The organism is Acinetobacter sp. Ag2 (assembly GCF_001005515.1).
In the GTDB taxonomy this organism is placed as follows: domain Bacteria; phylum Pseudomonadota; class Gammaproteobacteria; order Pseudomonadales; family Moraxellaceae; genus Acinetobacter; species Acinetobacter bereziniae.
This window is the reverse complement of record NZ_LBNA01000051.1, coordinates 97,448-122,582: the sequence shown is the minus strand read 5'-3', so window position 1 is coordinate 122,582 and position 25,135 is coordinate 97,448. Positions and strand designations below refer to the sequence as shown.

The window sequence follows — 25,135 nt, the reverse complement described above, 5'->3', positions numbered from 1 at the left end:
AAAACCATGAACAAGAATTTAGGATTAATTCAAGATTTGCAAGATAAGGTCATTTTTGTCACTGGAAGTTCACGCGGGATTGGTTTGGAGACTGCACGACTTTTATTACAAAGAGGTGCAAAAGTTATTATGCATGCACGTAGTTCTGTGATGTTTTTTAACGATATGGCAAATCAATTTGGCAATAATGTGTCTTGGGTTATTGGAGATTTGAGTAATTTGAATTGTATAGAACAAATTTGGCAAAACGTTCTTGAATGTTATGGACATGTTGACGTATTAGTCAACAATGCAGGAGCTTGGCTAGCCTCAGAGATTACGACGACAGAAACATGGCAAGAAGGTTGGGAAAATAATATTGCTATCAATCTTACAGCGCCAGCAGCGTTATGCAGGTTGGCATTGCTGCATTTTAAGCTACGTCATGGAGGGATCATTATAAATATAACCAGTCGTTCAGCCCATCGTGGAGATGATGCAAATCATTTAGCTTATGGTGCGGCAAAAGGTGGTTTACTGGCTTTAACAAAAGGAATTGCGCGTGGCTACGGGCATCACAATATTCTTGCTTATGCGATTGCTCCTGGATGGGTTGCAACGGATTTAGCTAAAGGGGAAATTGAAGATACTGTGCTAAAAAAATTGCCCTTAGGTGAAATTACGCCTGCGAGTGATGTTGCCGAAATGATTGCTTTTCTTGCAACAGGACGATCCCGCCATAGTACTGGTGCGACAATTGACATTACAGGTGCAGATTATGTCCGTTAAAAAATTAATAGAATAAGCGAGCATAAATTCAATAAAATGAATTGTGTATCTAATTCGTAGATGAGACTAATCAGCCTTATAAACTTATTGATAAGGTTGAACTAAGATCATCAACATGAATTAAACTGATCGAGTAATACCATGTTTGTGCTAAAACCTTATTACAGTTCATCATTGGCTCTTTACACGATATGAACAGACCAAATCACCTAATTAAATCCATGTTAAAAATAAGACTGTGTAGGGATATTACAATATTTTCAATCATTTAGTGTTCATTTTTTAACAAAAATTCTGCTTTTCATTTATAAATATAAAAAAATAAATTCGTTATTTGCCCCATTCAAGACAGAATGAAACAAACTGAATATCTTTGATAAAAGCGTGACTTATCAATGAATAACTGACTTTATAATTCACATATAAATAATAAGGATAATGATTCATATAATTTAATGAGAATCATTATTGATAATTAATATTTCACATGTTAACTTTTGTAACGCTTTAATCTGAGTCATAGAGCTTGAAGCAAAAGGAAGACAGAAAATCTGATCGCGCGCATTTTTTATTATGGAATTTATCTTATGTACAACCCCTCTCCCTTGCGACATTCATTCAAAGTACATCCTCTTGTACTTTCTATGGCTTTAACTATTCCTACGCTTGTTTATGCTGAAGAAAATACCGAAACAGTCGCTTTACCGACCATCAAGGTAGAAGCGGAAAGCCAACAACCTGCGATCACTGAAGGCACTCAAAGTTACACTACCAAAAGTACAAGTACAGCCACTAAATTAAATTTGTCGCTTCGTGAAACACCTCAATCAGTCAAAGTCTTAACACGAGAATATTTGGATGACCGGAATATTGATTCATTTCAGGATTTAATGAATACAATTACAGGTGTCTCCACTTCTCGTACCGATGAACGTCAATCTGTTTATGCACGTGGCTTTCAGGTGGATTACTACTTAATCGACGGTATGCCGAGTACCACTAACTTAGGGGCTGGTGATCTTGATTTGGATATTTACGATCGCGTTGAAGTGATTAAAGGTGCAAATGGACTGACTACAGGTGCTGGTAACCCTGCAATGGGACTCAATATGGTACGTAAACATGCCAATGCCAAAGAGTTGACAGGTAATCTGAGTACATCATTTGGATCTTGGGATTCATGGAGTAGTTCTGCGGACATTTCAACTCCGCTCAATGAAGATGGCTCACTGCGTGGACGTATGTTTGTCAAACATTCAGATGAAAAGTCCTTTATGGATGATTATGAAAAAGAACGTAATGTATTTTACGGTGCGATTGATTATGACTTAACTGATAAAACCAGTATGTCACTGGGAGCAACCTATCAAGAGTTGCAACGCGATGGGATTCGCTGGGGAGGTACTCCAGCATTTTATACGAATGGAAGTCGCACTAACTTTGACCGAAGCTTAACGGTAAGTGCACCTTGGACTTTCTGGGATGTTAATACCACGGCTGTTTTTGCCAATTTAAAGCAAAATTTATTCAACGATGTCAATTTAAATGTGGCGTATACCTTCCGTAAAGAAGATGCAAATACCCAACTGCTTTATACGGGTGGAAAAGTCGATAAAGCAACCAATACCAGCCCTTTGAAAAACAAACCAGATCCTAAGACTGGTAAAATAACTGATAATGTTTCAGTCTACGGCTCTGAAGCGACAAATGAAGAAAACAATATTGATCTTTTCATCAATGCACCTTTTACATTGTTCAATCGTCCACAAGAAATTATTATCGGTGGCTCATGGAACAAAAATGAAAAAACCAAGGATATTTTTGGCGGCTCAAATGCAAATAATGAAATTGAAAAATATTTAGGTGGACCACTTAATTATAATAATATGACACAGCCCCTACTCCGATCAGTAGTATTAAATGGGGTCAATGTACTGAATGAAACCACCCAAAGCTCAGCATATATTTCTGGTAAATTTCAAATTCTTGATCCTTTAAAAGTGATTGCAGGGACGCGTTTATCAAATTGGAAATATGAATCTGCAAATGGTGTAGGCAACCGTGAATTTAACAATGAGATAACACCTTATATTGGTGCTATTTATGATTTTGCCAAAGATCACTCTGTTTATGTCAGCTATACAGATATTTTTAAACCACAAAGCCGTAAAGATGTGAATGATCAATACCTAGACCCAGCACAAGGTAAGAACTACGAAGCTGGTTTAAAAAGTGAATGGTTTGGGGGGCGTCTAAATACTGCTTTATCACTATTTCGAATTCAACAATCGAATTTTGCTGAAGCAATAACAGGACAATTTATTGTACGTAATGGTCAGCTTACAAATGAACAAGCTTATCGTGGTGTAGATGGCGTTGAAAGCAAAGGTTTTGAGTTCGAAGCAGATGGTGAAATTAATGATCATTGGGGAATAAACTTTGGTATTGCTAATTTTGAAGCAAAAGATGCTAAAGGCGTCAAAGTAAACCCTACAAATTCACGTACAACATCTAATCTATTTGTAAAATATAAATTAGATCAGTGGAGCGCTGGACTTGGCTTAAATTACAAAAGCAAATACTACACTGGCACTGGAAGCACACGTATAGATCAAGATGCTTTTGTACTTGCGGGGGCAATGCTGGGCTATCAAGTCGATAAAAATATTAAACTTCAGTTGAATGTTGAAAATATTTTTGACAAAAAATATTATGAAGGTATTGGTGCTAATTCTATGAACTGGGGAACACCAAGAAATGCAACGCTAAGTGTTCGTTATAATTTCTAATCCCACTCATATTTAATTTTCTTTTTAAAAACCTTCTAATCGTTTAGAGGGTTTTTATCATTTTAAATGACTTAATAGTTATGTATAGACTCTTTAAAAGCCACTATATAGTCAATTTGTTGAAAACCCCATTCAGTAAATCATCTGATCTATACTTTAGAGTAATTGAAAAAGTTGTTGTAGTGTTTGGATAAACCAAGTTCGTGCATCCAAATCATCTCGATGATTGTACCAATTTACGCTGACATTAAAGGGTTTGACTGAAAATGGTAATTCAAAACTATTTATATCACTATTTCGCTCATACACTTTTGCAGCACGTGAAGGCAAAGTCACCAATAACTCAGAACTGTTCACCACATCTTGTAATACACTAAAATGAGGGAGTTCTAGCATAATTTTTCTCTTTAACCCCAATTCTTTAAGCTTCTGATCAATTTCAATATGCCCTGTCGAAGATTTAATAGCCGCATGTTTTTCTTGTAAATACTGCTCTAAACTCAGTTGCTCTCTAACCCGTGGATGGTTTTTGTCAGCAATGCACATATAGCGTTCTTCAAATAAGTTGCGAGATTCTATTTTCGGCATGACGGTATAGCTGCTATTAAATACAGCCGCATCTAAAAAACCCTCAACTAGCCACTCCTCGACTTTATCAGATTGGATTTCTTCAATTTCTATTTTAATAAATGGTGCTTCTTGTGCCAGATGTTGAATTAATGATGGTAATAAACAAATTTCGCCCAAGTCTGATAATCCTAAACGAAAGACTCGCATGGATGTTTTGGGATCAAATCGTTGTGAAGCGATAATTGCCATTTCAATATCAGAAATCGCCTGCCTAAAACTGGGATATAAACTTTGCGCAAGTTTGGTGGGTTTTACTCCAAATTTATCTCGCTCAAAGAGTGGATCATTTAAAGATTTTCGTAAACGGTTTAAATTATAGGTGACTGAAGGCTGACTCAAATTCAGTCGTTCAGCCGCATGACTAATATTTTTGGTTTCAAAAATAATGACAAACACTTTGATAAGACTTAGATCAATCAATTTTAATCTCTCGATTCAATGAGGAAGGTTTTGCCTTCCTCAATCTAGCTTTAGACTTGTACCGTTTTAACCGCCAATTTTGTGTTTTTCAAACGTAGATGAATCATTGAAATACTCAGCACAGCAATCATACATGGGATTGAAAGCGCGATGAAATTATAATGAATCGGTAAATTTAAGCTTAATAACCAACCACATAAGATGGGTCCTAAAATCGCCCCCAAACGCCCTACACCCAATGCCATTCCTAAGCCCGTTGCACGGATATTTGATGAATAAAATTGTGACATATAAGCCAATAATAATATTTGCCCACCAATGGAAGCCGCACCAGCAACAGCAATACAAAAATAAAGAATAATCGTTGGTAAGTTAAAACTGAGTAATATAAATGCAGCAGCCCCACTTAAAAATAGCGTACATAATACTTTGACCAAATTAAACCGATCCGCTAAATAGCCTCCACAGATTGCACCAAGCATTCCGCCGATGTTCAAGGCGAGCAGAAAAACCAAACTAGTCGACAGATCATAGCCTGCTTCTAGCATTAATTTCGGTAACCAGTTGCCTAAGGCATAGACCAAAACCAATGCCATAAATACACTCAACCAAAATAAAAGTGTAATCATTGCTCGATTGTCTGCAAATAAATCCTTGATTGGAGATTGAGAGGAAGATTGATTGTCTTGATCGAGACAAATTTTTGTCTGAGCTGTGTAATTAATATCGCTATTAATTTGTTTAAGAATGTCTGCTGCTTTTTCAGTTTTGTTTCTGCGAACCAAATAATCAATTGACTCAGGTAATAACAGCCAAATGATAGGTATCAATAACAGCGGTATCCCCCCAAGAATAAACATAATTTTCCAGCCAAATTGTGGAACTAACCACATTCCCAATAAAGCTGAACACATTCCACCAACTGCATAACCACTAAACATGAGCGATACTAAAGTTGAGCGTAATTTTTTTGGTGCATATTCTGTCATGAGTGCAATGATGTTCGGCATCACACCACCCAAGCCCAAACCTGCCAAAAATCGAAAGATTCCAAAACTTTGCGGATCACTTGCATAGCCACAAAGTAAAGTAAAACCACTGAATAAACAAATGCATAAAATGATTAATTTTTTGCGACTAAAGCCATAGCGCTCTAATTTATCACTCAAACTTCCAAAAAGAATCGCTCCAAACATCATGCCAAATAAGGCAACACTACCTAAAAATCCTGCTGTGATACTGTCAATTTTCCATTCTGCCATCAGCTTAGGCAGTGCCACCCCATAAATTACTAAATCATAACCATCAAAAATAATGATCAATGCGCTGAGTAAAATCACTCGCCAATGAATCGCCTTTAATTTGGCATGATCAATGACTTCATTTGCATTTATGGTTTGCATAATAGACCTCCCTGGTCAGATTATTCTGTTTTATCTCTTTTTTTATTTAGCTATATATTTCACTTTGCTGTAATTGATTGGTCAACGCAGCTTGGGCTTGCTGAATATCTTGCTCAAGAGAATGCTGCCATAACCAATCAAAACGATGTGTTAAATGCTGTCCGATAGATTCAAAATCTGAATATTTTGATGAACAAAGCTCGTATATTTCACCTGATTCACGTGATGTGTTTTGAACTTTGACTGCTCGTTCTAAGCGTATTTGCTGATATATTTCAGAAACTAACTGAATAGATTCACGTGTTAGTTCAGGGTTTTCTAATAATTTTGCTAGAATTAAAGCATCTTCAAGACCTTGACCAGCTCCTGCACCTTGATGTGGTAACATTGCATGTGCAGCATCACCTATCAAAATCACATTATTGGTATTGTTTTTATAAGTCTCTAAAGGCTGAATTTCATGTAAAGCCCAGATTGTTGGCGAGTCAATCAGTTCCAATAAGGCTTTACAGCTCTCACTCCAGTCTGAAAAATCAGCCAACATTTGCTGTTTTGAAACAGCCATTGTCCAAGGTATATTTTCAGACAATACCGTTTGTGTACGATCTGACTTAAATGCCACAATATTGATTTCCTCCCCCTGTCGAATTGGGAAGGTCAAAATGTGTTTATCTTTACCTAAAAACATTTGCGGAACATCTGCGATTTCCACATCGCGCCCTAATTTTTCAATCGCTTGTTTATAGTCTTGATACTTAATGATCCCCCGATATGCCCAAGTTCCAGAAAATTGAGGTTCACTGCGCGGCAATTGATGTGAATCCAGCACATGATTTCGGACAACGGAACGAATACCATCACAACCAATTACATAATCAAAGGTTGCATCTTGTCCATCAATGAAGCACACCGTCACTTGATCTTCATCTGCTTCAATATTTTGTACACGTTTGTTGAAGTGTACATTTGATAACGGAACTAAAGGAATTAAGCTATCAAGAAAATCTGCACGATGTACTGAAGACTGTCCAACAGATGGAGCAAGAGATGCTGATAGATATTCGTCGGTATAGCCATTCCGCCATTGGAACCAAATATCGGTATAGGGCGCTTTGACCTGATCTGCAATAGATTGATATTCTTGGCTTAAACCTAACAATTGGATTGCTTTTACCGCATTTGCACCAAAAGAGATTCCTGCACCAATTTCTGAAAATTCAGCAGCAGACTCAAATAAATGTACATCTAAGTTTGTATTTTTAACCAATTGGGTCATGAGTGCTAGTCCAGCAATACCTCCACCAATGACTGCAACTCTAATTTTTTTGTCCATTTTAGCATTCCTTACTAAATTACTTAGAATTCTATAATTGGTTATTTTTTAAGATAAATCCAATTTATATTTTTTGGTTTATACTATCTATTTTTTTGATATTTAGTTCACGCTCTGCTTTTAAATCTGCTTTTGTTTTTTATTAATTGTTAATAAAATCAACTTTCTAATAAACTTCATTGGATCGTGATGAAAGGCTAATAATTTTGAAAAATTGCCGAATAATTTAATTTAAGCGCATAACGCGAAGCAATAAGATTTTGCATTTCTGACCTGTATCACTCATTTTGAGTGATATAGGTCAATCTGATGATCAGTTTAAATAAATACAAATTAGCAAAAGACACATCCTAGAAATTTACAGTCCAAGCAAGTTGCGCTGTCCGTGGTGCGCCAAGAAATAAATAATCATCGCCTAAGAAATTTCCTGCATCTCTCCAATACTGTTTATTGAACAGATTGTCGATATTGAATCGAAGTGTATTGTCATAGCCATAAGCTCTGAAATTATAAGCTGTACCTAAATTAAATACAGTATAACTCGGCACTTTGACTGTACCCGTTTTATTGGCATATTTACTGCTGCTGTATTGCATACCTGCCAATAAGCGTAACCCATCTATTTGAGCCACTTGATAAGAGAGATAGTTTGCAAAACGAGCTGATGGCACATTTTGTGTCTGATGCCCTTGATATTCAGCAACTTGGATGTCCTTTAAGCGTGAACGTGTCAGTGCCAAAGTCGAGACCAAATCCAGATTTTGACTTAAACGCCCTTGCAAACCTAACTCTAATCCAAGGTTATGCTGTTGACCTTCAGCAATGAAATCTCGTTCAGTATTGGTATATTGATTGTCCTGTTTTAAATCAAACACTGCTGCCGTAAACAATAAATCTTGCCACTCATGCTTAACGCCTAATTCATACTGAGTGGAATGTACAGGAGCTAAAGTTTGACTTGGATTGTTGGCAAACCACGGCGCTTGTCCACCATCACTTATGCCTTTGGCATAAGAAGCATAAATGTTGGTATGTTCCCAAGGTTGATACATCAGCGCAAATTGGGGTAAGAAACGATTAAAATTGGTGTCTCGAATCTTATTTGACTCGACATTGTAGGCTCCCTCATTGAGATGAATCAGTTTGCCCCCCAAAGAGACTGACCATTCTGGATTAAAAGCAATTAAATCAATGAAATTCAATGCTGTTTGTTGACTATCTAATGATTTATAGTGTTTACCCAAATGCTTATCTGTGGGGATATAGCTTTGCGGGTCCTCACCTATATTTCCTGTAGACTCAGCCCCTTCAACTACAGGTAAATTAATTGCATCATATTGTGTATGACGTTTAGCAGTTTGAGATAATTCTAAACTTAACTGATGCTGCAAAAAACCAGTGCTGAATGCCCCATTCAATCCGATTTTAAATTGGTTGGTTAAGTAGCTATCATCTGGACTGCGAAAATCATAAATATCGTAGTTGCCATTTTGATCAAAGCTATTCCCTAAGCCCGTCGTTTGACAAATACTGCTATAACATCCCCAAGGAAATGCAGCGTAATCATCTATCACCACACGACTTTGTGATGCTGTAAAATTTGCTTTCCAGTGATCATTGAACTGAAATAAATATTTTAAACTGGCATTTAAACTGTCGTTGGTTACGGGTTTACTCCAGCTTTGATAAGCAAGTAAACGATCCCATTTCACATTTTGGGGAAGTGTCGTTCCATCCAATAACTGATATCCTGCCACTGAACGTTGACGTTGTCGCTGTGATTCTAGATCAAATTCTAACTTTGAACGTTCAGAAATATTCCAATCCAGCGCCATAGAACCAAACAAGCGCTTACCATCGGCATGTTCAACGTAGGAATGAATATCTTCTGTCGCAAGATTGATGCGATAACCAAACTGTTGCGTGTCTCCAAACAATCCACCTAAATCCGTTGCCACGCGAAAACCACCATAACGGTCGGTTTCTAATGTCATTGAACGAATATCTTCAGGTCGTTTGGTGACATAATTGATTACACCACCTGGTGTTGACATTCCACTTTGAACGGCACTGATGCCCTTTAAAATCTCGACCTGAGCTTTATTCTCAAGCGCAATATTTTGTTCGCCACGGACTAAGTTGCCATTCAGTAGATAGCTTGATTCAAGATTTAGCCCAAAACCACGCATCATAAAATTAGAATAATAACCAATAGGCGCATAACCATCGCCAATAGCTGCATCGTTCTTAACCACATCAGACAGTGTTTTAGCATGCTGATCTGCTAAACGATCTGCAGTAATGGTATGGATTGAAGCCGGAATTTCAGCAATATTAGACTGACTAAAACCTGATAAATTGACCTTGGGTTGATAATAAACCGTTTGTGCTGCTTCGGTTTGAACGTCGACTTTAATGGTTTTAAGCTGATGTGTATTTTTTTCCGCTTCTGCATGTAGCAGTACTGGACTCAATGCCAAACATGAAAATGAACCAACTGCCAGCAACGCTTTTTGTAAACGAGAAAATGGATACCTTTTCACTGTAATTGCCTAACCCCAAGATAATTTTACAAGCTAAATTTTAGCGCATGAGTATTCACAATTTTTTCTCAATGAACAAGCATTTCTATGCCATATTTAAGAATAATTCATGCTTTTATTGTGCAAGAAATCCATAATTTATTTATGTATATTACGATAAGCCATCTTTCTGTTTGCGTTATTTTTCAGCTGTTTTTTATTAAGTACTTTAGACCTTTTACGAAAGACATTTTAGAAATAAGGGACATGTCACTGCGCGACTAGACGCTTGAAGTCAATATCATTGAATTTTATTATTTTTTATATTTCATAAAACTATTAGAGCTCTTGCATTAGTCAAAATTTGAGCAGCTGTGATCTTTGTTATATAGTTAATCTGTTGAAAAATTCATACAGTAGAATATCATTTCTCTTGATCAATAAAATTAAAGCGATCAATATATTGTTTGATGATATAAGCCTTGTACTGCCACGCTTTAGCTCTAAAGTTTAAATTGTTTTGCGTAGGCGATACTCTACTTTTCAGAGATGAAAAGTAACAAAAATCTTCCGTTGAGCGAGGGGGTACATCCTAATACCCCCGCTCAACATGGCGATATCCATGTCACCTCGTGATAGCAAGACTGTTTATGATTCAAAAGTACAAAATAAATGAATCATCCAAATCGCTTGTATGAATAATCAGGCGGTTTGACTATATAAGGTATTGCATATAGCTAAATGACCCAAAAACCTACTTTCGCAAGAGGTCTATTATAAAATAGTTTATACTTTCGCAAGAAATATAGTGTTTTTAATTTGATTTTAATTTATGTTAAACAGCAATTAAATTTATATTTTTAGAGTAAATTAATGATAAACTATATTCGAACGTTTTATATTGAGTCTAAAATTAAAAAAACAGTAGATTTGGAGCTAAATAAATACAATTACTTTAATTTAATAAAAAAATTTAAAAATGAAAATTTTATTAGCGCAAAAGAGTTACTAAGATTAGATATTTTATTGGATTCATATACATATTCAGTAAAATTAAGACCTCTAGATGGCAATCTTACAAACAGTAGAACAGAACTAGAAAAATATCTGAAACTTCTTATAAAAAAAGATGTTGAAAGAAAATATATTAATTTAAGAGATGTCGGCTTTTTATCATGCTCACGAGATGAAGGCCTTTTTTCAGACTATACTAATATTTCTAGTTGGTGGCTTGCAACATTGTTTAAAGGAAAGAAAAGCTTATCAGATGAAAAACGAGAAAAATATCTAAAATTTAATCAAGAACAGATATCAGAAACTATTATAGACAAGGAAAACCCATCACCTGATAGTTTTACAGATAATCATCAGGATTTTTATAAATTTCAATGGCATAATAAGATTATGGCTAATAATGGTGGTGGCTCTCACCGTTTAGGACGCGTTATAACTCTATGTAATGAGTTTGATCATAATGAATTTTATGAGACTAATCTTCATAGCTTTTATATAGATAATTTAATTTTAGATACATTATTTGAAAAATATTGCCTTTTTATAGTTTTTAAAGATGAATCAATTATTCATTTTATAAACTTTATTTACTCAAAAAAAATTGAAGCATATACGCTTGATTTAGAAAATTTTAAAATTTTAATAATTAAAAAGGATAATACTTCTTCAAGCATATGTTCGATTTTAAATAATCAGCAGAATATTAAAGAATTTCTGGAGGAATTTATGATCTGAATAGTCATTAAAAAAAGCGAGATATACCTAATTTTTTATTTAAGCTGATTGATGCAAAAGTTTGTGTAATCACTTCATTATGGATTTTCGAATTTCTCGTGGTGTCATTCCAAATAAAACTTTGAATTGTTCTGTAAATCTTGATTGGGATTGATAACCACATTGATTAGCAATGTGACCAATATTCAATTGAGTCGTTTGCAACAAATGTAATCCATGACTTAAACGTGTTCTACTCCGAATATCTTGAATATTCTCACCTTCATTTTTTAATTTACGTCTCAAGGTCGAACTACTCATAAAAAGATCTGCTGCAATTATCTCAGCAGTCCAATCCAAAGTTAGATTATTTGCAATCATGCGATGTATTTTTTCACTGAACCGATGGGTTTGATTGATATTGGAAACATCGCGATATCCAAGATAATAAAGAATGCTCAACAGTTCTTTTTTTCTATATTTCATCACTCCTGCTGAGGACATTATTGCGAGTTGCATATATTGTAAAAGTGCAGTTTTAAGGATTGTATTGATATCCCCCTGTAGATATTCAACAGGCTGCTGAGGGTTCATTGGCAAGTCAGTAAAATCCTCTTGCTCAAAATCGATCAGCACAGCAAGATATTCCTCTTGATGAGGTATATTTCTCATATCTATACGTGAGCTATTCGATAAAAATACAAAAGTTCCTGATTGGCATGTGACCAATTCCGATGTACCTAATTGTTTCTCACCATTTAAAATAAAGATAAGTAATGGCTTTATAATTGGTACGTTACTAATCATTTGTTCTTTATGGGAACAATAAATTGAAAAGGGTAAATATTGCTGTTGATTGATCGCTGTTTTAGCTATAGCAATGAGGTCATTCATGATTGAATATTTGGAATGTAATCATGATTTTAATTACATTCCACTCCGTTCAAATTAGATTATTTAATAGCCCCTATCTTTGATAAAGAGCTTCGATTGTACTTGATGCAAGACTATGCGCTTTAACCATGTAGCCTGTTAATGCACCTGATGCACCTTTGGGTAGATCTAGCTTCTCAGAAAGTGCGTAGATCGTAAATTGATAACGATGAATCCCATGACCTTTTGGTGGGCAAGCTCCACCAAATCCAGTTTGTCCAAAATCATTTGTTAAATTTATGACTCCTTTAGATTCTAATTTTCCATGACCTGATGGAATCGAAGTGACTTCGGTGGGTATATTGACTGCTTGCCAGTGCCACCATCCACTGCCTGAGGGAGCATCTGGATCATAAACCATAATCGCATAAGCTTTGGTTGCTTTTGGCGCCCCACTCCAAGACAGCTGTGGAGATTTGTTTTCACCTGAACACCCAAAGCCTTGTTGGTATTCATGTTTCTTTTTCATGATTTCTCCCTGCGTGATGTCTGTACTTTTGAGCTTGAACTCATCCGCATAGGTAAAGCCTGAAAAAATACTGAGCAACGGAAATATAAATTTCACAATGTTTTTATTCATTAAGTTTATCCTGTCTAAATACAGCATCTTAATGTTTTTAATAAAATTTAATTCTCTCTAAGTTGCCATTTTTTCGCCTAAATCAATCATTCTTAATTATATTGGAAAATATATTGAAAAATATGTCGATAAGTAACTGATATGAAATTGATTACAATCAAAAATGTACTCATCGATGATGCTCTAAATGACTGCTAATCTAGCAATACTATAGAACCCATCTTTATACTGATACCATGATGGTTTTAAAATATTAATTTAAAACTTCATTTTTAAATGATTTATTGTAATACAAGATATTGATTTAAATTTTGTAGGGCAAAATTGGTGACGGATAAGTTGCCGCAACTATTTTTGCGTGTGAATATGATCCAGTCAGAGATGATGCTGAGCGTTATGCCGAAAGATTAAAAAATGCAGGTATTAATGTGAAATTACATCTGTTAACTGGAATGATTCATGGAGCAATTCATATGACCGCAATCACCTTAGAAGCCAGAAAATTTATCAAAAAATTGAGTTAGCTATCAATTAAGGCTGAACCAATACGACAACGACTTAAGCAAATTGTAAAGATTCAGTCTCTCAATATTTTTTGTTTTAAATGTTTGATACAACCCAAACAGCCTGTTATTCATCGAACAGGCTGTTTTGAACGATATAGCTATATCAATTTAAGGTGTTGTTGCTTTACTTGCGTCTTCAGCAAACTCTCTAAAATCAGCTTTTCGAATTTTAGCGTGAATACCTTTGGTTTTATCGACGACTTGAGACACTTCAAAATCAGTTGCAGCACTTAAGTAAGCATAAGCAATTGCTTCATCGATGCCATATTCTTTATTTAAGAAACGAATTGCTTCTCGTGTAGACTTTTTCATCGCTTCGTCAAGGTCAGGGTCTAAACCGGGTGTGATCCAAAACTCAGCATTTTCTGCTAAGGGTTGTACAATCTCTTGCCCCGGAATCTTATCTTTACCTGCTTTTAACAAAGTAAACTTTAAAGTCGCACGAGCAGAAGCCTCTAAAGCAGTTAAAGCGACTTCACCATCACCTTGCGCAAAATGACTATCGCCTGTGTAAAACAAAGCCCCTGCAACCTGAACAGGATAGTAAGCTATAGACCCAGCGCCTAATTCATTAATATCAATATTACCACCATACATTGCAGGTGGGACTGAATGAACGGGTTCTGAAGTATTCGGTGCTACACCCATGATGCCCATGAACGGGCTCAACGGGAATCGAATTGACTTACCTGATTCAGTTTTTAATACACCTTCATATTCACCTTTGGCATTTTTTTCGATGGGGGTAAATACTGAAACATTGCCATAGCGTTCAGGATGTTCGGCTGAAGCATCCACCTGTTGCGGTTTTTTAGGAAATTCACCAACCAAAGCGCCTTTGCCATGACGATTTGAAATCACCCCATAAGGCACACGAGGTTCAACTTTAATCACTTCGACTTTTAAAATATCACCGGGTTGTGCGCCTTGAATTGCAATTGGACCAGTCACGATGTGTGGTCCGTCTTTATGAAAATCATGCTTTAGATGAGATTTAGTAATAGTTTTTGCTTCATCTAAAATATATTCATCTGGAACACCCTTAGACTTAAAGAATTTTTCTGCATCTCTTCCTTGATCTTCAAGCAAGCCTTCATGTGAAACCGTATCGAATGTCACGGTACTTCCTGATGGCACCGAAAGTACAGGTTTAGCATCTTTATTTGGTAGGTATCCCCACGTTATCGTATTCAAGGTCGAAGGAACATAATAGTTACCTTTATATTCACCTTCTTGAAGCTGAACGGGTTTAGTAGAAAGCTGTTTAAGAACATTAAAATTATCCGCTTTAGCGACTGAAGAACCGAGAGTGGCAAAAATAAATAAAGACAAAACCGTGTGCTTAAACATATAACAGCCCCTTAATCATTGAAAAATAAAAATATTGTGCATGTGAAGTACAGCAAGTTTCATGCCATAGCAAAAAATCACAGGATTTAGAGGTTTTCAATTGAAAATGTGCTGTTTAAAGCCATAGTTATGAACCAATAACGGGCATTTTTTAATTATTGGTAAAAAAACAGCAACATGAATTTAGCATAAGCTGTCCATGTTGCTGAGGATTTTAAATTTTATGAGGATTTAATTTCTTTTTGTGCAAAAGACTTTGCTTTGTTTGGAAATACATCAGGCTTTAAGAATGATGATGCAATGATGGCAATCACAGCAAAACTGACGATATAAGTGATAACCAAATGTGTGCTACCACCACCGATACTTAAAAGTTTTGTCGCAATCAAAGGAGCTAAACCTCCACCTAATACACCCGCAAACTGTACAGAGATCGAAATACCACTATAACGAATTTCAGCAGGGAATTGACGTGCAAAAAGCTGAGATTGTGGTGCATACATAATTGGGAATACAACGCCAATTGCCAATACAATCGCAGTCCAAACCAGCACAGGATCTTTGGTATTCAACATGGCAAAGAATGGATAGCTATACAGTGCTAAGACGCATAGACCAAACCTAAACATATTCCGTTGACCAACCTTGTCTGATAAATGTCCACACAGTGGGGTCATGACCATAATCACCCCTGCACCACAAATCGTCGCAAATAATATTTCTTGTCGTGCGATACCTAACTGTGTCGTGGTATATGCCAAGGTAAAGGTTGAAGCAAGATAGAACCACGCATTTTCAGCCGCACGTGACAATATAATAGTCACTAATTCCTTAGGATGATTTTTAAATACTTGCAATGCAGGAACTTTAATTTCTTCAGCCTGTTGTTTAACCTGCTCGAAATCTGGAGATTCTGGAACTTTAACTCGGATATACCAACCTACGCCCAATAACACAATACTGGCTAAAAACGGTATTCTCCAACCCCAGCTAAATAGTGCTTCTTCGGGTAACATCGAAACCAGACCTAAAGCAATTGAAGCCAGCATTAGACCACCACCAGTACTGGCTTGTGGTAAGCTCCCCCAAAAACCCTTATTACCTTCAGGTGCATGCTCGACAGCCATCAGCACTGCTCCGCCCCATTCTCCACCCATTGCCATGCCTTGGATAAAGCGCAAGATAATTAAGCAAATGGTTGCCCAATATCCAATCGACTCGAATGTAGGTAACAGCCCAATCATGACGGTAGGAATACCCATTAACATTAAGGTCACCAACAACATTGATTTACGACCAATTTTGTCACCAAAATGTCCAAATACGATCCCACCCAATGGTCGTCCAATAAAACCAACAGCGTAGGTTGCAAATGCCGCAAGAACACCTGTCAAAGGGTCTAAGTTGGGAAAGAATAACTTATTAAAAATCAGCGCTGCTGCTGCACCATAGATAAAAAAGTCATACCATTCAATGGTCGTCCCCACCATACTTGAAATACCTGCTAAGCGGTGTGATGACTTTTTATTATTCGGATTTGTTCCTTGTACATCCTTCATTGCTCTATTCCTTCTTAACCGTTTTTTACATCCATTGAGATATATTCCATATATCTTGTATGATCCTTGGATTCACTTAAAAAATTTCTCTGATTCTCCCTTCATTTATTTGAATGAACATATTGTTTTAGCATCAGTGTGCTTTATGGCTAACCCAGTTCAGCCAATATTTTTTCTAAAGCAGGATTGCTTTTTTGCCACTTTGGTTGCTTATCTTTATCAATGATTAGGGCACGAACGCCTTCTAAAATATCACCATGCTCAAACCAAATATCCTGCAAATCTCGTTCAAGTTGCATGCATTGCTGTAAAGAAAGCCCTCGACCTAAATATTGCAGTCTTAAACTGGTCTGCTTGGCCAATAAAGAACGTTGCTGCAAAGTATTTAAAACTTGAGTTGCCCATGCTTGATGTTGCTGATCTGACTCATTGGCAAGGCTTTGTTCAATTTCATCTAAGTTCTCAAAACCAAAATGTTTACGAATATTGTCCACCCATCCACTGAGTTCACTTTCTACAGGTCGAGTGATAAATTTTGAAATGATCTGATCAATATGATCTTTGCTTAAATGATCTGTTTGGCTTAAAGCTTCTTCTAGTGCAGGAAACTGTTGACTGGGAACATGGTAATCTATCAAATCTAGATATAAGGCATCACTACTCGTGATCTGGTCACCTGTAGTCGCCAGATAAACGCCAATATCATCCAGCCGTGATAAGAAATGTGTGGCTGCGACATCTGGAAAGAAGCCAATCGCTGTTTCAGGCATCGCAAAACGTGACTTTTCACTGCTGACAATAATATGGCATGCCTGAGCCAAGCCAAAACCACCACCCAAAACATAGCCATCAAGTAATACCACAACCGTTTTTTGTGAGGCACGTATACAGTTCAGCATGGCATATTCAGCAATGAAGTACCCCTTATGACCCGCTGTGCCATTTTTAAAATGATCATAGAGGTAACGAATATCACCACCTGCACAAAAAGCTTTTGGACTGTTGGATTTAATCAATATCGCCTGAATAGTTGTATCGTCTTGCCAAGTTTCGATTTGCTGATGAATACCATTGATCATATCCAAGGTCAGCGCATTCAGACTCGATACACGATTTAATACAATGATGCCTAGAGCACCTTTTTGTTCAATGATTAAATGATTTTCGTGGTCCATGATTTAATCCTTTTATTATTGATTTTTAAATTGCGCTTGGCGCTTTTCTACAAAGGCTTGCATACCTTCTTTTTGATCCAAAGTCGCAAATATTGAATGGAAACTACGACGCTCAAAGCGTAAACCTTCTGCTAAACTTACTTCAAAAGCACGGTTAATCGACTCTTTGATCATCATTGTCGCCACTAAAGATTTTTCAGCGATCTTTTCAGCTGCTTGTAAGGTTTCAGCTAAAAGTTGATCTTTAGGGAAAACACGGGCGACTAAACCACTGTGTTCAGCTTCAATTGCCTCCATATGTCGAGCAGTCAGACACATTTCCATCGCTTTGGCTTTACCCACAGCCAAAGTTAAGCGCTGTGTTCCGCCTATACCGGGAATAACCCCAAGCGTTACTTCAGGTAAACCAAACTTGGCATTGTCAGCACAGTAGATAAAATCACACATCAACGCCAATTCACATCCACCACCTAATGCGTAGCCACTGACTGCGGCAATTAAAGGTTTACGGCGCTGAGCAATTCGATCGGCAAGGTTAAAGAAATCATCAAAATAGATATTGGGAAAGTTTAATCCTGCCATTTCTTTAATATCAGCACCTGCTGCAAAGGCTTTTTCTGAGCCAGCCAGCACCATACAGCCAATATTTTGATCTTTTTCTAAATCGTCCAAAGCTAAATTTAATTCATCAATCAACATAGAATTCAATGCATTTAATGCCTTGGGACGGTTAAGCGTAATCAAACCTACGCCGTTTTGCTTTTCCAATAAAATCGTTTCAAATTGCATATTTCAATTCCTAATCTGTAGCTACGCAGTGTCTTGTGGTACGACTTATAAACTTCGTGCAATGACCAAACGTTGGATGTCACTGGTGCCTTCATAAATTTGACAAATACGAGCATCACGATAAATACGCTCAATAGGAAAGTCTTTTAAATAACCATAACCACCAAATACTTGTAGCGCTGAAGAACAAACACGTTCAGCCATTTCTGACGAAAATAGTTTTGCCATAGATGCTTCGTTCAAACAGGGTTTACCAGCCTCTTTCAACCGTGCAGCATGGTGAACCAACTGTCGTGCAGCTTCGATTTCTGTTGCCATACTGGCTAAACGAAATGCAATCGCTTGATGTTCAAAAATAGGTTTCCCAAAAGTAATACGTTCTTTGGCATACTTGCTCGCTTCTTCTAATGCTGCACGGGCTAAACCTACTGCTTGGGCTGCGATCCCAATACGTCCACCTTCAAGATTAGACAAGGCAATCTTTAAGCCTTCGCCCTCTTTACCCAACATCAAGCTTTGGTGTACACGAACATCTGTCAATGCAATTTGGCAAGTATCTGAGGCATGTAAACCCAGTTTTTCTTCAGTACGAATGACTTCATAACCGGGTGTTTCACGCGGTACAATAAAGGCACTGATCCCTTTTTTACCTGCTTGAGGATCAGTTACTGCAAAGACAATAATGACACCTGCATTATGACCAGACGTAATGAACTGTTTAGCACCGTTAATTACCCAATCATCACCATCTTTCACTGCGCGTGTTTTCAGTGCTGCGGCATCAGACCCAGTATGCGGTTCAGTCAAAGCAAATGCGCCAATCATTTCCCCTTGCGCTAAGGGCATTAAGTATTTTTGTTTTTGTTCATCCGTACCAAATTTAGCGATCGGCACACAACCCACAGAATTATGTACACTCATGATGGTTGAAGTTGCACCATCTGCTGCTGCAATTTCTTCTAATGCAAGCACATAAGCCAAATTTCCTGTATCAGAACCACCCCATTGTTCAGAAATTAACATCCCCATAAAACCCAATTGTCCCATTTGAGACAATGCTGTTTTTGGAAATACACTGTGTTTATCCCATTCTGCTGCATACGGTTTAATTTGTTCTTGAGCGAAATTTTTCGCCATATCCTGAATCAATAATTGTTCTTCAGTAAATTGCATTTTTCATTCCTTGATCTGTTACATCACCTGCATAAAGCCTGCTCAGCTTATGCAGGATTTATACTAACCTGCATTCTTTTCTAATTGTTGTTTGGCAATCTCTTGATTACGCAATAAAAACCGTTGGATTTTGCCACTAGGTGTTTTTGGAAGCTCTGTCACAAACTCCACTTGTCTTGGATAAGCATGTGCCGATAAGCGCTTTTTAACAAATTGCCCCAGTTGTTCTGCCAAACTGTCAGAAGCAATTTGATGCTCTGCTAAAATCACAAAAGCTTTGACGATTTCAGTTCTTTCCGCATCAGGAACACCGATCACAGCTGCTTCAATGACCGCATCGTGTTCAAGTAAAGCACTTTCTACATCAAAAGGACCAATTCGATAGCCTGAGGTGGTAATCACATCATCACTACGCCCAACAAAACTCATGCTGCCATCTGCATGCAGTTCAGCAGTATCACCGGTTAAATAGTAATGTTTTACAAAAGGTGATTTACGGCTTTCTTGATAGCCACCGAACCACATCATCGGTGATTGCTGGATATCCACTGCTAAAATTCCAGGTGTATCTGCTGGGAGCTCGTTGCCTTGTTCATCAAGCACAGCAACACGGTATCCTGGACTTGCAAAACCAGCAGCACCAGCACGCACCTCATGCTCCAGACCATGATGGTTACACACCACCATGCCAACCTCAGTTTGTCCATAATGATCAAAAATAGGTGCATCGAGTGCCTGTTTAAACCAGCGGAAAACTTCAGGATTTAGAGGTTCACCAGCACTACTGACTACACGAAATTTACCTTTCAGTTGCGCCATTTGGGCAGGATCTGCAGCCATCATCATACGATAAGCGGTCGGTGCGCCTGCCAAATTGGTAATTTTATAATCCTCAATAATTTGACATAAACTTTCGATGCTAAAACCGCCTTCATAAAATAAAGTTGCATGCCCCAACAATAATGGTCCCGTAATACCATAGTACAGACCATATGCCCAACCCGGATCAGCAATATTCCAAAAGTTATCTTCTTCACGTAAGCCAATAGCATCTTTCATGTAATTACCGAAAGCAATTAAGGCTTTCAGTGGTACTTCTAAGGGTTTCGCAGGTCCAGTGGTTCCCGAGGTAAACATCAACAAAAATGGAGCTTGAATATTTTGCATGACCAAATCACAGTGTTCAGACTGTTGTTCGACCTTTTGCCAAAAATCTAAATCGCCATCCATAACACCATGATCATGCTGATCAGCAACCGTCATTATTTGTGGACATTGTGCGATTTCATCCAATTTGCTTCGATTCGCTGTATCAGTTACGACCAATTTACTTTTTGCCAATTGAAGACGATGTTCAATGGCTTTGGGACCAAATGCAGTAAAAAGTGGCTGATAAACTGCACCAATACGCCAAGCTCCCAAAATCACAACCAGCAATTCTGGTGTTCTTGGTAATAAACCTGAAATACGATCACCTGTTTCGACACCTTGTGATTTTAAAAAGTTAGCAAACTGACTCGACCACTTTTTCAGTTGGCTAAAGGTATATTGTTGTTTGCGTCCATCTTTACCTTGCCAATACAAGGCAATTTTTTCGCTATCAGCATCTGCATGTCGATCGCAGCACTCATAACATGCGTTCAGTTGCTCGACTGAACCCGATAACATTGCTTTTACTGCACCGTCTAAATTAAATGAATTAGCAACTTGATGATAATTCGACATATTATTTACTCCAGTCTGGATTTATTGTTATTCATGACACGAGTGAATCTATAGCTTTCACCATCCTTTGATGGTGAAATGGCTGATATTTGGATTAAGCTTCTTTCGCTAAGTATTGTTGGATAATGCTAGAAAAATCGAGCTGGGCATTTCCTTGCATACACAGTTGCTGATACAACTGCTGAACCAAACCACCTAAAAGAACAGGTTGTTTGACTTGCCCTGCTGCTTCAATGGCTAGACCAAGATCTTTCAACATCAATTGTGTGGCAAAACCATCACTATAGCCACGCCCAGCAGGTGCATTTGCAGAAATACCCGGCCAAGGGTTACAGACTTCAGAACTCCAGCAACGACCACTTGAGCTATTGATCACCCCTGCTAAAGCTTGTGGATCAATACCGAGTTTTGCGCCAAGTGCCATGCCTTCAGCAACGGCTGCCATCGAAATGCCTAAAATAAGATTATTGCAAATTTTCGCAATTTGACCTGCACCCACTTCGCCACAGTGCACGATATTTTTGCCCATTGGTTTGAGTACAGATTGAACTTGTTCAAAGGTATTTAAGTCTGTACCGACCATAAATGTCAGTGTTCCTGCTTGTGCACCAATCGTACCGCCTGATACTGGTGCATCGCATACTTGAATCCCTTGCTCTGCGCCTACGACTGCAATGTCTTTGATGCTTTGTGGATCAATGGTACTGCTGTCTATACATAAACTACCTTTTTTGAGTACTGCAAGTACGCCATTTTCACCCAAATAAACCTCTTTGACATGTTTTGCAGCTGGGAGCATAGTAATCACTACATCGGCTTGTTCAGCAGCAGCTTGTGGGTTGGCATGTGCAATGCCTCCTGCTTCAGTAAAATGAGCAATGGCAACTTCACTCAAATCAAAGCCATGTACCTTTAAACCAGCTTTGAGGAGATTATGAGCCATCTTACCGCCCATATTGCCTAGACCAATAAATGCAATATTCATCCTTGAACTCCTCGATTAACGTAAGCTAATGGTGGTATTCACTTCACCTTTTTCTTGTGTATCTTCAAACCAACGGCTAGTAATGGTTTTGGTTTGCGTATAGAACTGCACGGCTTGCTTGCCATAAGGTCCTAAGTCTCCGAGTTTCGAACCTCGTGAACCTGTAAAGCTAAAGAACGGAACAGGTACAGGAATTGGAATATTAATACCGACTTGTCCTATATCAATGTTGTTTTGGAAAGTGCGGGCAATCGCACCGCTTTGAGTGAACAAACCTACGCCATTTCCAAATGGATTTGCATTGACCAACTCCATAGCTTGTTCAAGCGTATCAACATGAATAATAGCAAGCACAGGTCCAAAAATTTCTTCTGTATAAATGCGCATATCGGTTGTGACTTGGTTGAAAATAGTTGCTCCCACAAAATTACCATGTTCATAGCCAGCCACTTTCACATCGCGACCATCAAGCAATAATTGAGCGCCTTGTTCAACACCACTATTGATTAAATCTATAACACGGGCTTTGGCACGTGGAGAAATAACAGGACCAATATCGGTTTGAGGTTCATGCCCTGCATTGACTTTTAAGGTCTTGGCTTTTTCGACTAATTCATCAACCCAGTTTTTGGTTTCACCCACCATCACCGCAACAGAAAGCGCCATGCATCGTTGTCCAGCAGCACCAAAAGCAGCACCCACCAAGGCATTTAAGGTTTGTTCTTTATTGGCATCTGGCATTACCACAACATGGTTTTTTGCCCCCATCATAGATTGCACACGTTTAGCATGTTGACCTGCTAAGTTATAGACATGTGTGCCCACAGCAGTTGAACCGACAAAAGAAATTGCTTTAATGTCTTGATGTGTACATAGACGATCCACTACTTCTTTACCGCCATGAACAACATTCAATACACCTGCTGGAACGCCTGCTTGCACAGCCAATTCAACCAACATCATGGTCGATAATGGATCTTGCTCAGAAGGTTTAAGAACAAAGGTGTTGCCGCACACGATTGCCATTGGAAACATCCATAAAGGAATCATGGCAGGAAAGTTGAATGGAGTGATACCTGCACATACGCCCAGTGGTTGTTGCAAGGTATAGGTGTCTACACCACGTGCCACACCTTCGATATATTCGCCCATTTGTAAAGTGCCAATTGAACAAGCATGTTCAACCACTTCTAAACCACGTTGAATATCACCTTCTGCGTCTGCCAAAGTTTTGCCTTGTTCAGCAGTCAACACACGGGCAATATCTTTCATGTTGTCACGGATTAAATCCTGTAACTTGAGCATAATGCGCATGCGTGTTTGGATTGGTGTTAAACGCCAAGTTTTAAAAGCTTCATGTGCAGCCGCAATTGCCGCATCCACTTCTTCCAAAGTCGCCATAGGTACACGACCCAGAACTTCCTGTGTTGCAGGATTTAAAATATCTTGCCATTCGGTTGTATTGGATTCGGTAAATTTTCCATTAATTAATAATTTAGCCGTCGTCGAATGAATATTTGACATCGTGTTCATAACCTCTCCATAGGCACTATTTTTTGTTGTTACTTTCTTTGAAAATAGCCAAAAGCAGTATTTTCATCAGCTCTGTTTCAATTCAAACTAACAAAGAAAATATAGATGACCAATAGAAATTAACGCACAATGAATGTGCAAATATGCACAAGGACGTCATAAACAATGAAAGTAGATTGGGATCACTTACAGTTTTTTTTGGTGCTGGCTCGCGCAAAAACGCTTACCAATACTGCACGGATCATTGGGGTTGAACACAGCACAGTATCTCGACGAATACAGGCTTTAGAGCTTGCTTTAGGTACACCATTATTTAGACGAGAAGCAACGGGCTATGAACTTACACAGGAAGGTTTAGCACTTGTACCTCGTGTCGAACAGATGGAACAAGCCTTTTTGCAAATTGAAAAACCGAACTTACCTTTGCAGGGACATGTGCGAATTGGCACACCAGAGGGCTTTGGTACTGCTTTTTTAGCTCAGTTATTGGCAGAATTATCCAAGCAATATCCACTGCTCACTATTGATCTCATTCCTGTGCCTAAAATGATTAAACTTTCGCATCGTGAAGCTGATATTGTAATTTCAATTGATCGTCCTAAATCTGGTCCTTATATTATTACCCGCTTAACGGATTATTGCCTTAAAATTTATGGCAGTAAAACCTATTTAGAATGCACCCAACCCATTAAAAAACTTGAAGATTTAAAAAATCATAAATTTGTGAATTATATTGATGATTTAATTTACAGTCCTGAACTGTATTGTTTAGAACGTTTACCTTTACAACTGAATGCTAATTTTCGAAGTAGCAGTATTTTAGCCCAACAGATCGCTGTCAGTGCTGGTGCTGGATTGGCAATTTTGCCCAAATTTTTAGCGGACAATAAACCTGAACTTGAACAGGTTTTAGCAGAAGAAGTTCGCTTTATTCATACCTTTTGGATGCTGACTTTGGTTGATTTACAGCACGAACCCCGTATTAAATTGGTCTGGGATTTTTTAAGAGCGCAGGCGGACAAATATCAGAATTTATTGATGGATTAACGCTGTAAGTTTGGGTTATTTAAAATCTAAACTCTGAATATTGTTGCTTACATCTGCTTCAATTTCCCTCGTTGGGCAAAGCACTGTTGTACGCTTATTATCTAACTATTAAGTAGATTGACGCTTC

At 37.9% G+C, this 25,135-nt stretch carries 18 protein-coding genes and 1 pseudogene; 5 read left to right on the top strand and 14 right to left on the bottom strand.

The window, feature by feature from the left end:
- The first annotated feature begins 6 nt into the window (after window positions 1-6).
- Entirely contained in the window at window positions 7-768 is a 762-nt protein-coding gene (locus tag AAV97_RS12400; protein WP_046760726.1) for an SDR family NAD(P)-dependent oxidoreductase, read from the top strand.
- Window positions 769-1,355: 587 nt separating this feature from the next.
- Window positions 1,356-3,557, top strand: coding sequence for a TonB-dependent siderophore receptor (locus tag AAV97_RS12395; RefSeq protein WP_046760725.1), 2,202 nt, complete (start codon window positions 1,356-1,358; stop codon window positions 3,555-3,557).
- A 156-nt stretch (window positions 3,558-3,713) separates the two neighbouring features.
- On the opposite strand, the gene AAV97_RS12390 is transcribed toward AAV97_RS12395, so the two are convergent.
- The 4 genes from AAV97_RS12390 to AAV97_RS12375 all read right to left on the bottom strand — a co-directional run bounded on the left by AAV97_RS12390 (window position 3,714) and on the right by AAV97_RS12375 (window position 9,886).
- The gene (locus AAV97_RS12390; RefSeq protein ID WP_046760761.1) at window positions 3,714-4,604 is read right to left on the bottom strand and encodes a LysR family transcriptional regulator; all 891 of its coding nucleotides are present in this window, start codon (window positions 4,602-4,604) and stop codon (window positions 3,714-3,716) included.
- Window positions 4,605-4,657: 53 nt separating this feature from the next.
- Window positions 4,658-6,010 carry an MFS transporter gene (locus AAV97_RS12385; RefSeq protein WP_046760724.1) on the bottom strand — a complete coding sequence of 451 codons (1,353 nt, stop codon included), beginning with the start codon at window positions 6,008-6,010 and terminating at the stop codon, window positions 4,658-4,660.
- Window positions 6,011-6,056: 46 nt separating this feature from the next.
- Window positions 6,057-7,343, bottom strand: coding sequence for a salicylate 1-monooxygenase (salA, locus tag AAV97_RS12380; protein WP_046760723.1), 1,287 nt, complete (start codon window positions 7,341-7,343; stop codon window positions 6,057-6,059).
- 350 nt (window positions 7,344-7,693) lie between these two features.
- Complete coding sequence (locus AAV97_RS12375; RefSeq protein WP_046760722.1) at window positions 7,694-9,886, bottom strand: TonB-dependent siderophore receptor; 2,193 nt, start codon at window positions 9,884-9,886, stop codon at window positions 7,694-7,696.
- Window positions 9,887-10,738: 852 nt separating this feature from the next.
- Here AAV97_RS12375 and AAV97_RS12370 point away from each other — a divergent pair.
- Complete coding sequence (locus AAV97_RS12370) at window positions 10,739-11,614, top strand: DUF6685 family protein (protein ID WP_227562345.1); 876 nt, start codon at window positions 10,739-10,741, stop codon at window positions 11,612-11,614.
- Between the two features lie 69 nt (window positions 11,615-11,683).
- Here the strand turns inward: AAV97_RS12370 and AAV97_RS12365 are convergent, their stop codons facing one another.
- Together AAV97_RS12365 and AAV97_RS12360 are read right to left on the bottom strand one after the other, a co-directional pair.
- On the bottom strand, window positions 11,684-12,487 hold the full coding sequence (locus tag AAV97_RS12365) for a helix-turn-helix transcriptional regulator (protein ID WP_046760721.1): 804 nt from the start codon (window positions 12,485-12,487) through the stop codon (window positions 11,684-11,686).
- 73 nt (window positions 12,488-12,560) lie between these two features.
- Entirely contained in the window at window positions 12,561-13,106 is a 546-nt protein-coding gene (locus AAV97_RS12360) for a YbhB/YbcL family Raf kinase inhibitor-like protein (protein ID WP_046760720.1), read from the bottom strand.
- A gap of 344 nt (window positions 13,107-13,450) precedes the next feature.
- Here AAV97_RS12360 and AAV97_RS20915 point away from each other — a divergent pair.
- Window positions 13,451-13,630, top strand: a pseudogene (locus AAV97_RS20915) (alpha/beta hydrolase); the annotation flags it as partial.
- A 150-nt stretch (window positions 13,631-13,780) separates the two neighbouring features.
- On the opposite strand, the gene AAV97_RS12355 reads toward AAV97_RS20915, so the two are convergent.
- The 8 genes from AAV97_RS12355 to AAV97_RS12320 all read right to left on the bottom strand — a co-directional run bounded on the left by AAV97_RS12355 (window position 13,781) and on the right by AAV97_RS12320 (window position 23,961).
- Window positions 13,781-15,022 (bottom strand): acetamidase/formamidase family protein, encoded by a 1,242-nt coding sequence (locus AAV97_RS12355; protein ID WP_046760719.1) that lies wholly within the window; start codon window positions 15,020-15,022, stop codon window positions 13,781-13,783.
- Window positions 15,023-15,243: 221 nt separating this feature from the next.
- Window positions 15,244-16,581: an MFS transporter gene (locus tag AAV97_RS12350; protein WP_046760718.1), complete on the bottom strand. Its 1,338-nt coding sequence runs from the start codon at window positions 16,579-16,581 to the stop codon at window positions 15,244-15,246.
- Window positions 16,582-16,730: 149 nt separating this feature from the next.
- Complete coding sequence (locus AAV97_RS12345) at window positions 16,731-17,756, bottom strand: enoyl-CoA hydratase/isomerase family protein (protein ID WP_046760717.1); 1,026 nt, start codon at window positions 17,754-17,756, stop codon at window positions 16,731-16,733.
- Between the two features lie 15 nt (window positions 17,757-17,771).
- Complete coding sequence (locus AAV97_RS12340; RefSeq protein WP_042088768.1) at window positions 17,772-18,545, bottom strand: enoyl-CoA hydratase; 774 nt, start codon at window positions 18,543-18,545, stop codon at window positions 17,772-17,774.
- Between the two features lie 45 nt (window positions 18,546-18,590).
- Entirely contained in the window at window positions 18,591-19,718 is a 1,128-nt protein-coding gene (locus tag AAV97_RS12335; RefSeq protein ID WP_046760716.1) for an acyl-CoA dehydrogenase family protein, read from the bottom strand.
- Between the two features lie 63 nt (window positions 19,719-19,781).
- The gene (locus AAV97_RS12330; RefSeq protein ID WP_046760715.1) at window positions 19,782-21,443 is read right to left on the bottom strand and encodes an AMP-binding protein; all 1,662 of its coding nucleotides are present in this window, start codon (window positions 21,441-21,443) and stop codon (window positions 19,782-19,784) included.
- Window positions 21,444-21,537: 94 nt separating this feature from the next.
- Window positions 21,538-22,428: a 3-hydroxyisobutyrate dehydrogenase gene (gene mmsB / locus AAV97_RS12325; RefSeq protein ID WP_042088764.1), complete on the bottom strand. Its 891-nt coding sequence runs from the start codon at window positions 22,426-22,428 to the stop codon at window positions 21,538-21,540.
- Window positions 22,429-22,443: 15 nt separating this feature from the next.
- Window positions 22,444-23,961, bottom strand: a complete 1,518-nt coding sequence (locus AAV97_RS12320; RefSeq protein ID WP_046760714.1) for a CoA-acylating methylmalonate-semialdehyde dehydrogenase — start codon at window positions 23,959-23,961, stop codon at window positions 22,444-22,446.
- A gap of 165 nt (window positions 23,962-24,126) precedes the next feature.
- On the opposite strand from AAV97_RS12320, the gene AAV97_RS12315 reads away from it, so the two are divergent.
- A complete protein-coding gene (locus tag AAV97_RS12315) occupies window positions 24,127-25,008 on the top strand; it encodes a LysR family transcriptional regulator (RefSeq protein ID WP_005031638.1) in 882 nt (293 codons plus the stop codon).
- The last annotated feature ends 127 nt before the right edge of the window (window positions 25,009-25,135 follow it).

What these genes read in the sequence shown, in the direction of transcription:
- AAV97_RS12385 (WP_046760724.1), bottom strand. Translation starts at nt 6,010, where the DNA reads ATGCAAACCATAAATGCAAATGAAGTCATTGATCATGCCAAATTAAAG.
- AAV97_RS12335 (WP_046760716.1), bottom strand. Translation starts at nt 19,718, where the DNA reads ATGCAATTTACTGAAGAACAATTATTGATTCAGGATATGGCGAAAAAT.
- AAV97_RS12340 (WP_042088768.1), bottom strand. Translation starts at nt 18,545, where the DNA reads ATGCAATTTGAAACGATTTTATTGGAAAAGCAAAACGGCGTAGGTTTG.
- AAV97_RS12320 (WP_046760714.1), bottom strand. Translation starts at nt 23,961, where the DNA reads ATGAACACGATGTCAAATATTCATTCGACGACGGCTAAATTATTAATT.
- salA (WP_046760723.1), bottom strand. Translation starts at nt 7,343, where the DNA reads ATGGACAAAAAAATTAGAGTTGCAGTCATTGGTGGAGGTATTGCTGGA.
- AAV97_RS12370 (WP_227562345.1), top strand. Translation starts at nt 10,739, where the DNA reads ATGATAAACTATATTCGAACGTTTTATATTGAGTCTAAAATTAAAAAA.
- AAV97_RS12350 (WP_046760718.1), bottom strand. Translation starts at nt 16,581, where the DNA reads ATGAAGGATGTACAAGGAACAAATCCGAATAATAAAAAGTCATCACAC.
- AAV97_RS12395 (WP_046760725.1), top strand. Translation starts at nt 1,356, where the DNA reads ATGTACAACCCCTCTCCCTTGCGACATTCATTCAAAGTACATCCTCTT.
- mmsB (WP_042088764.1), bottom strand. Translation starts at nt 22,428, where the DNA reads ATGAATATTGCATTTATTGGTCTAGGCAATATGGGCGGTAAGATGGCT.
- AAV97_RS12345 (WP_046760717.1), bottom strand. Translation starts at nt 17,756, where the DNA reads ATGGACCACGAAAATCATTTAATCATTGAACAAAAAGGTGCTCTAGGC.
- AAV97_RS12315 (WP_005031638.1), top strand. Translation starts at nt 24,127, where the DNA reads ATGAAAGTAGATTGGGATCACTTACAGTTTTTTTTGGTGCTGGCTCGC.
- AAV97_RS12400 (WP_046760726.1), top strand. Translation starts at nt 7, where the DNA reads ATGAACAAGAATTTAGGATTAATTCAAGATTTGCAAGATAAGGTCATT.
- AAV97_RS12365 (WP_046760721.1), bottom strand. Translation starts at nt 12,487, where the DNA reads ATGAATGACCTCATTGCTATAGCTAAAACAGCGATCAATCAACAGCAA.
- AAV97_RS12355 (WP_046760719.1), bottom strand. Translation starts at nt 15,022, where the DNA reads ATGTTTAAGCACACGGTTTTGTCTTTATTTATTTTTGCCACTCTCGGT.
- AAV97_RS12360 (WP_046760720.1), bottom strand. Translation starts at nt 13,106, where the DNA reads ATGAATAAAAACATTGTGAAATTTATATTTCCGTTGCTCAGTATTTTT.
- AAV97_RS12330 (WP_046760715.1), bottom strand. Translation starts at nt 21,443, where the DNA reads ATGTCGAATTATCATCAAGTTGCTAATTCATTTAATTTAGACGGTGCA.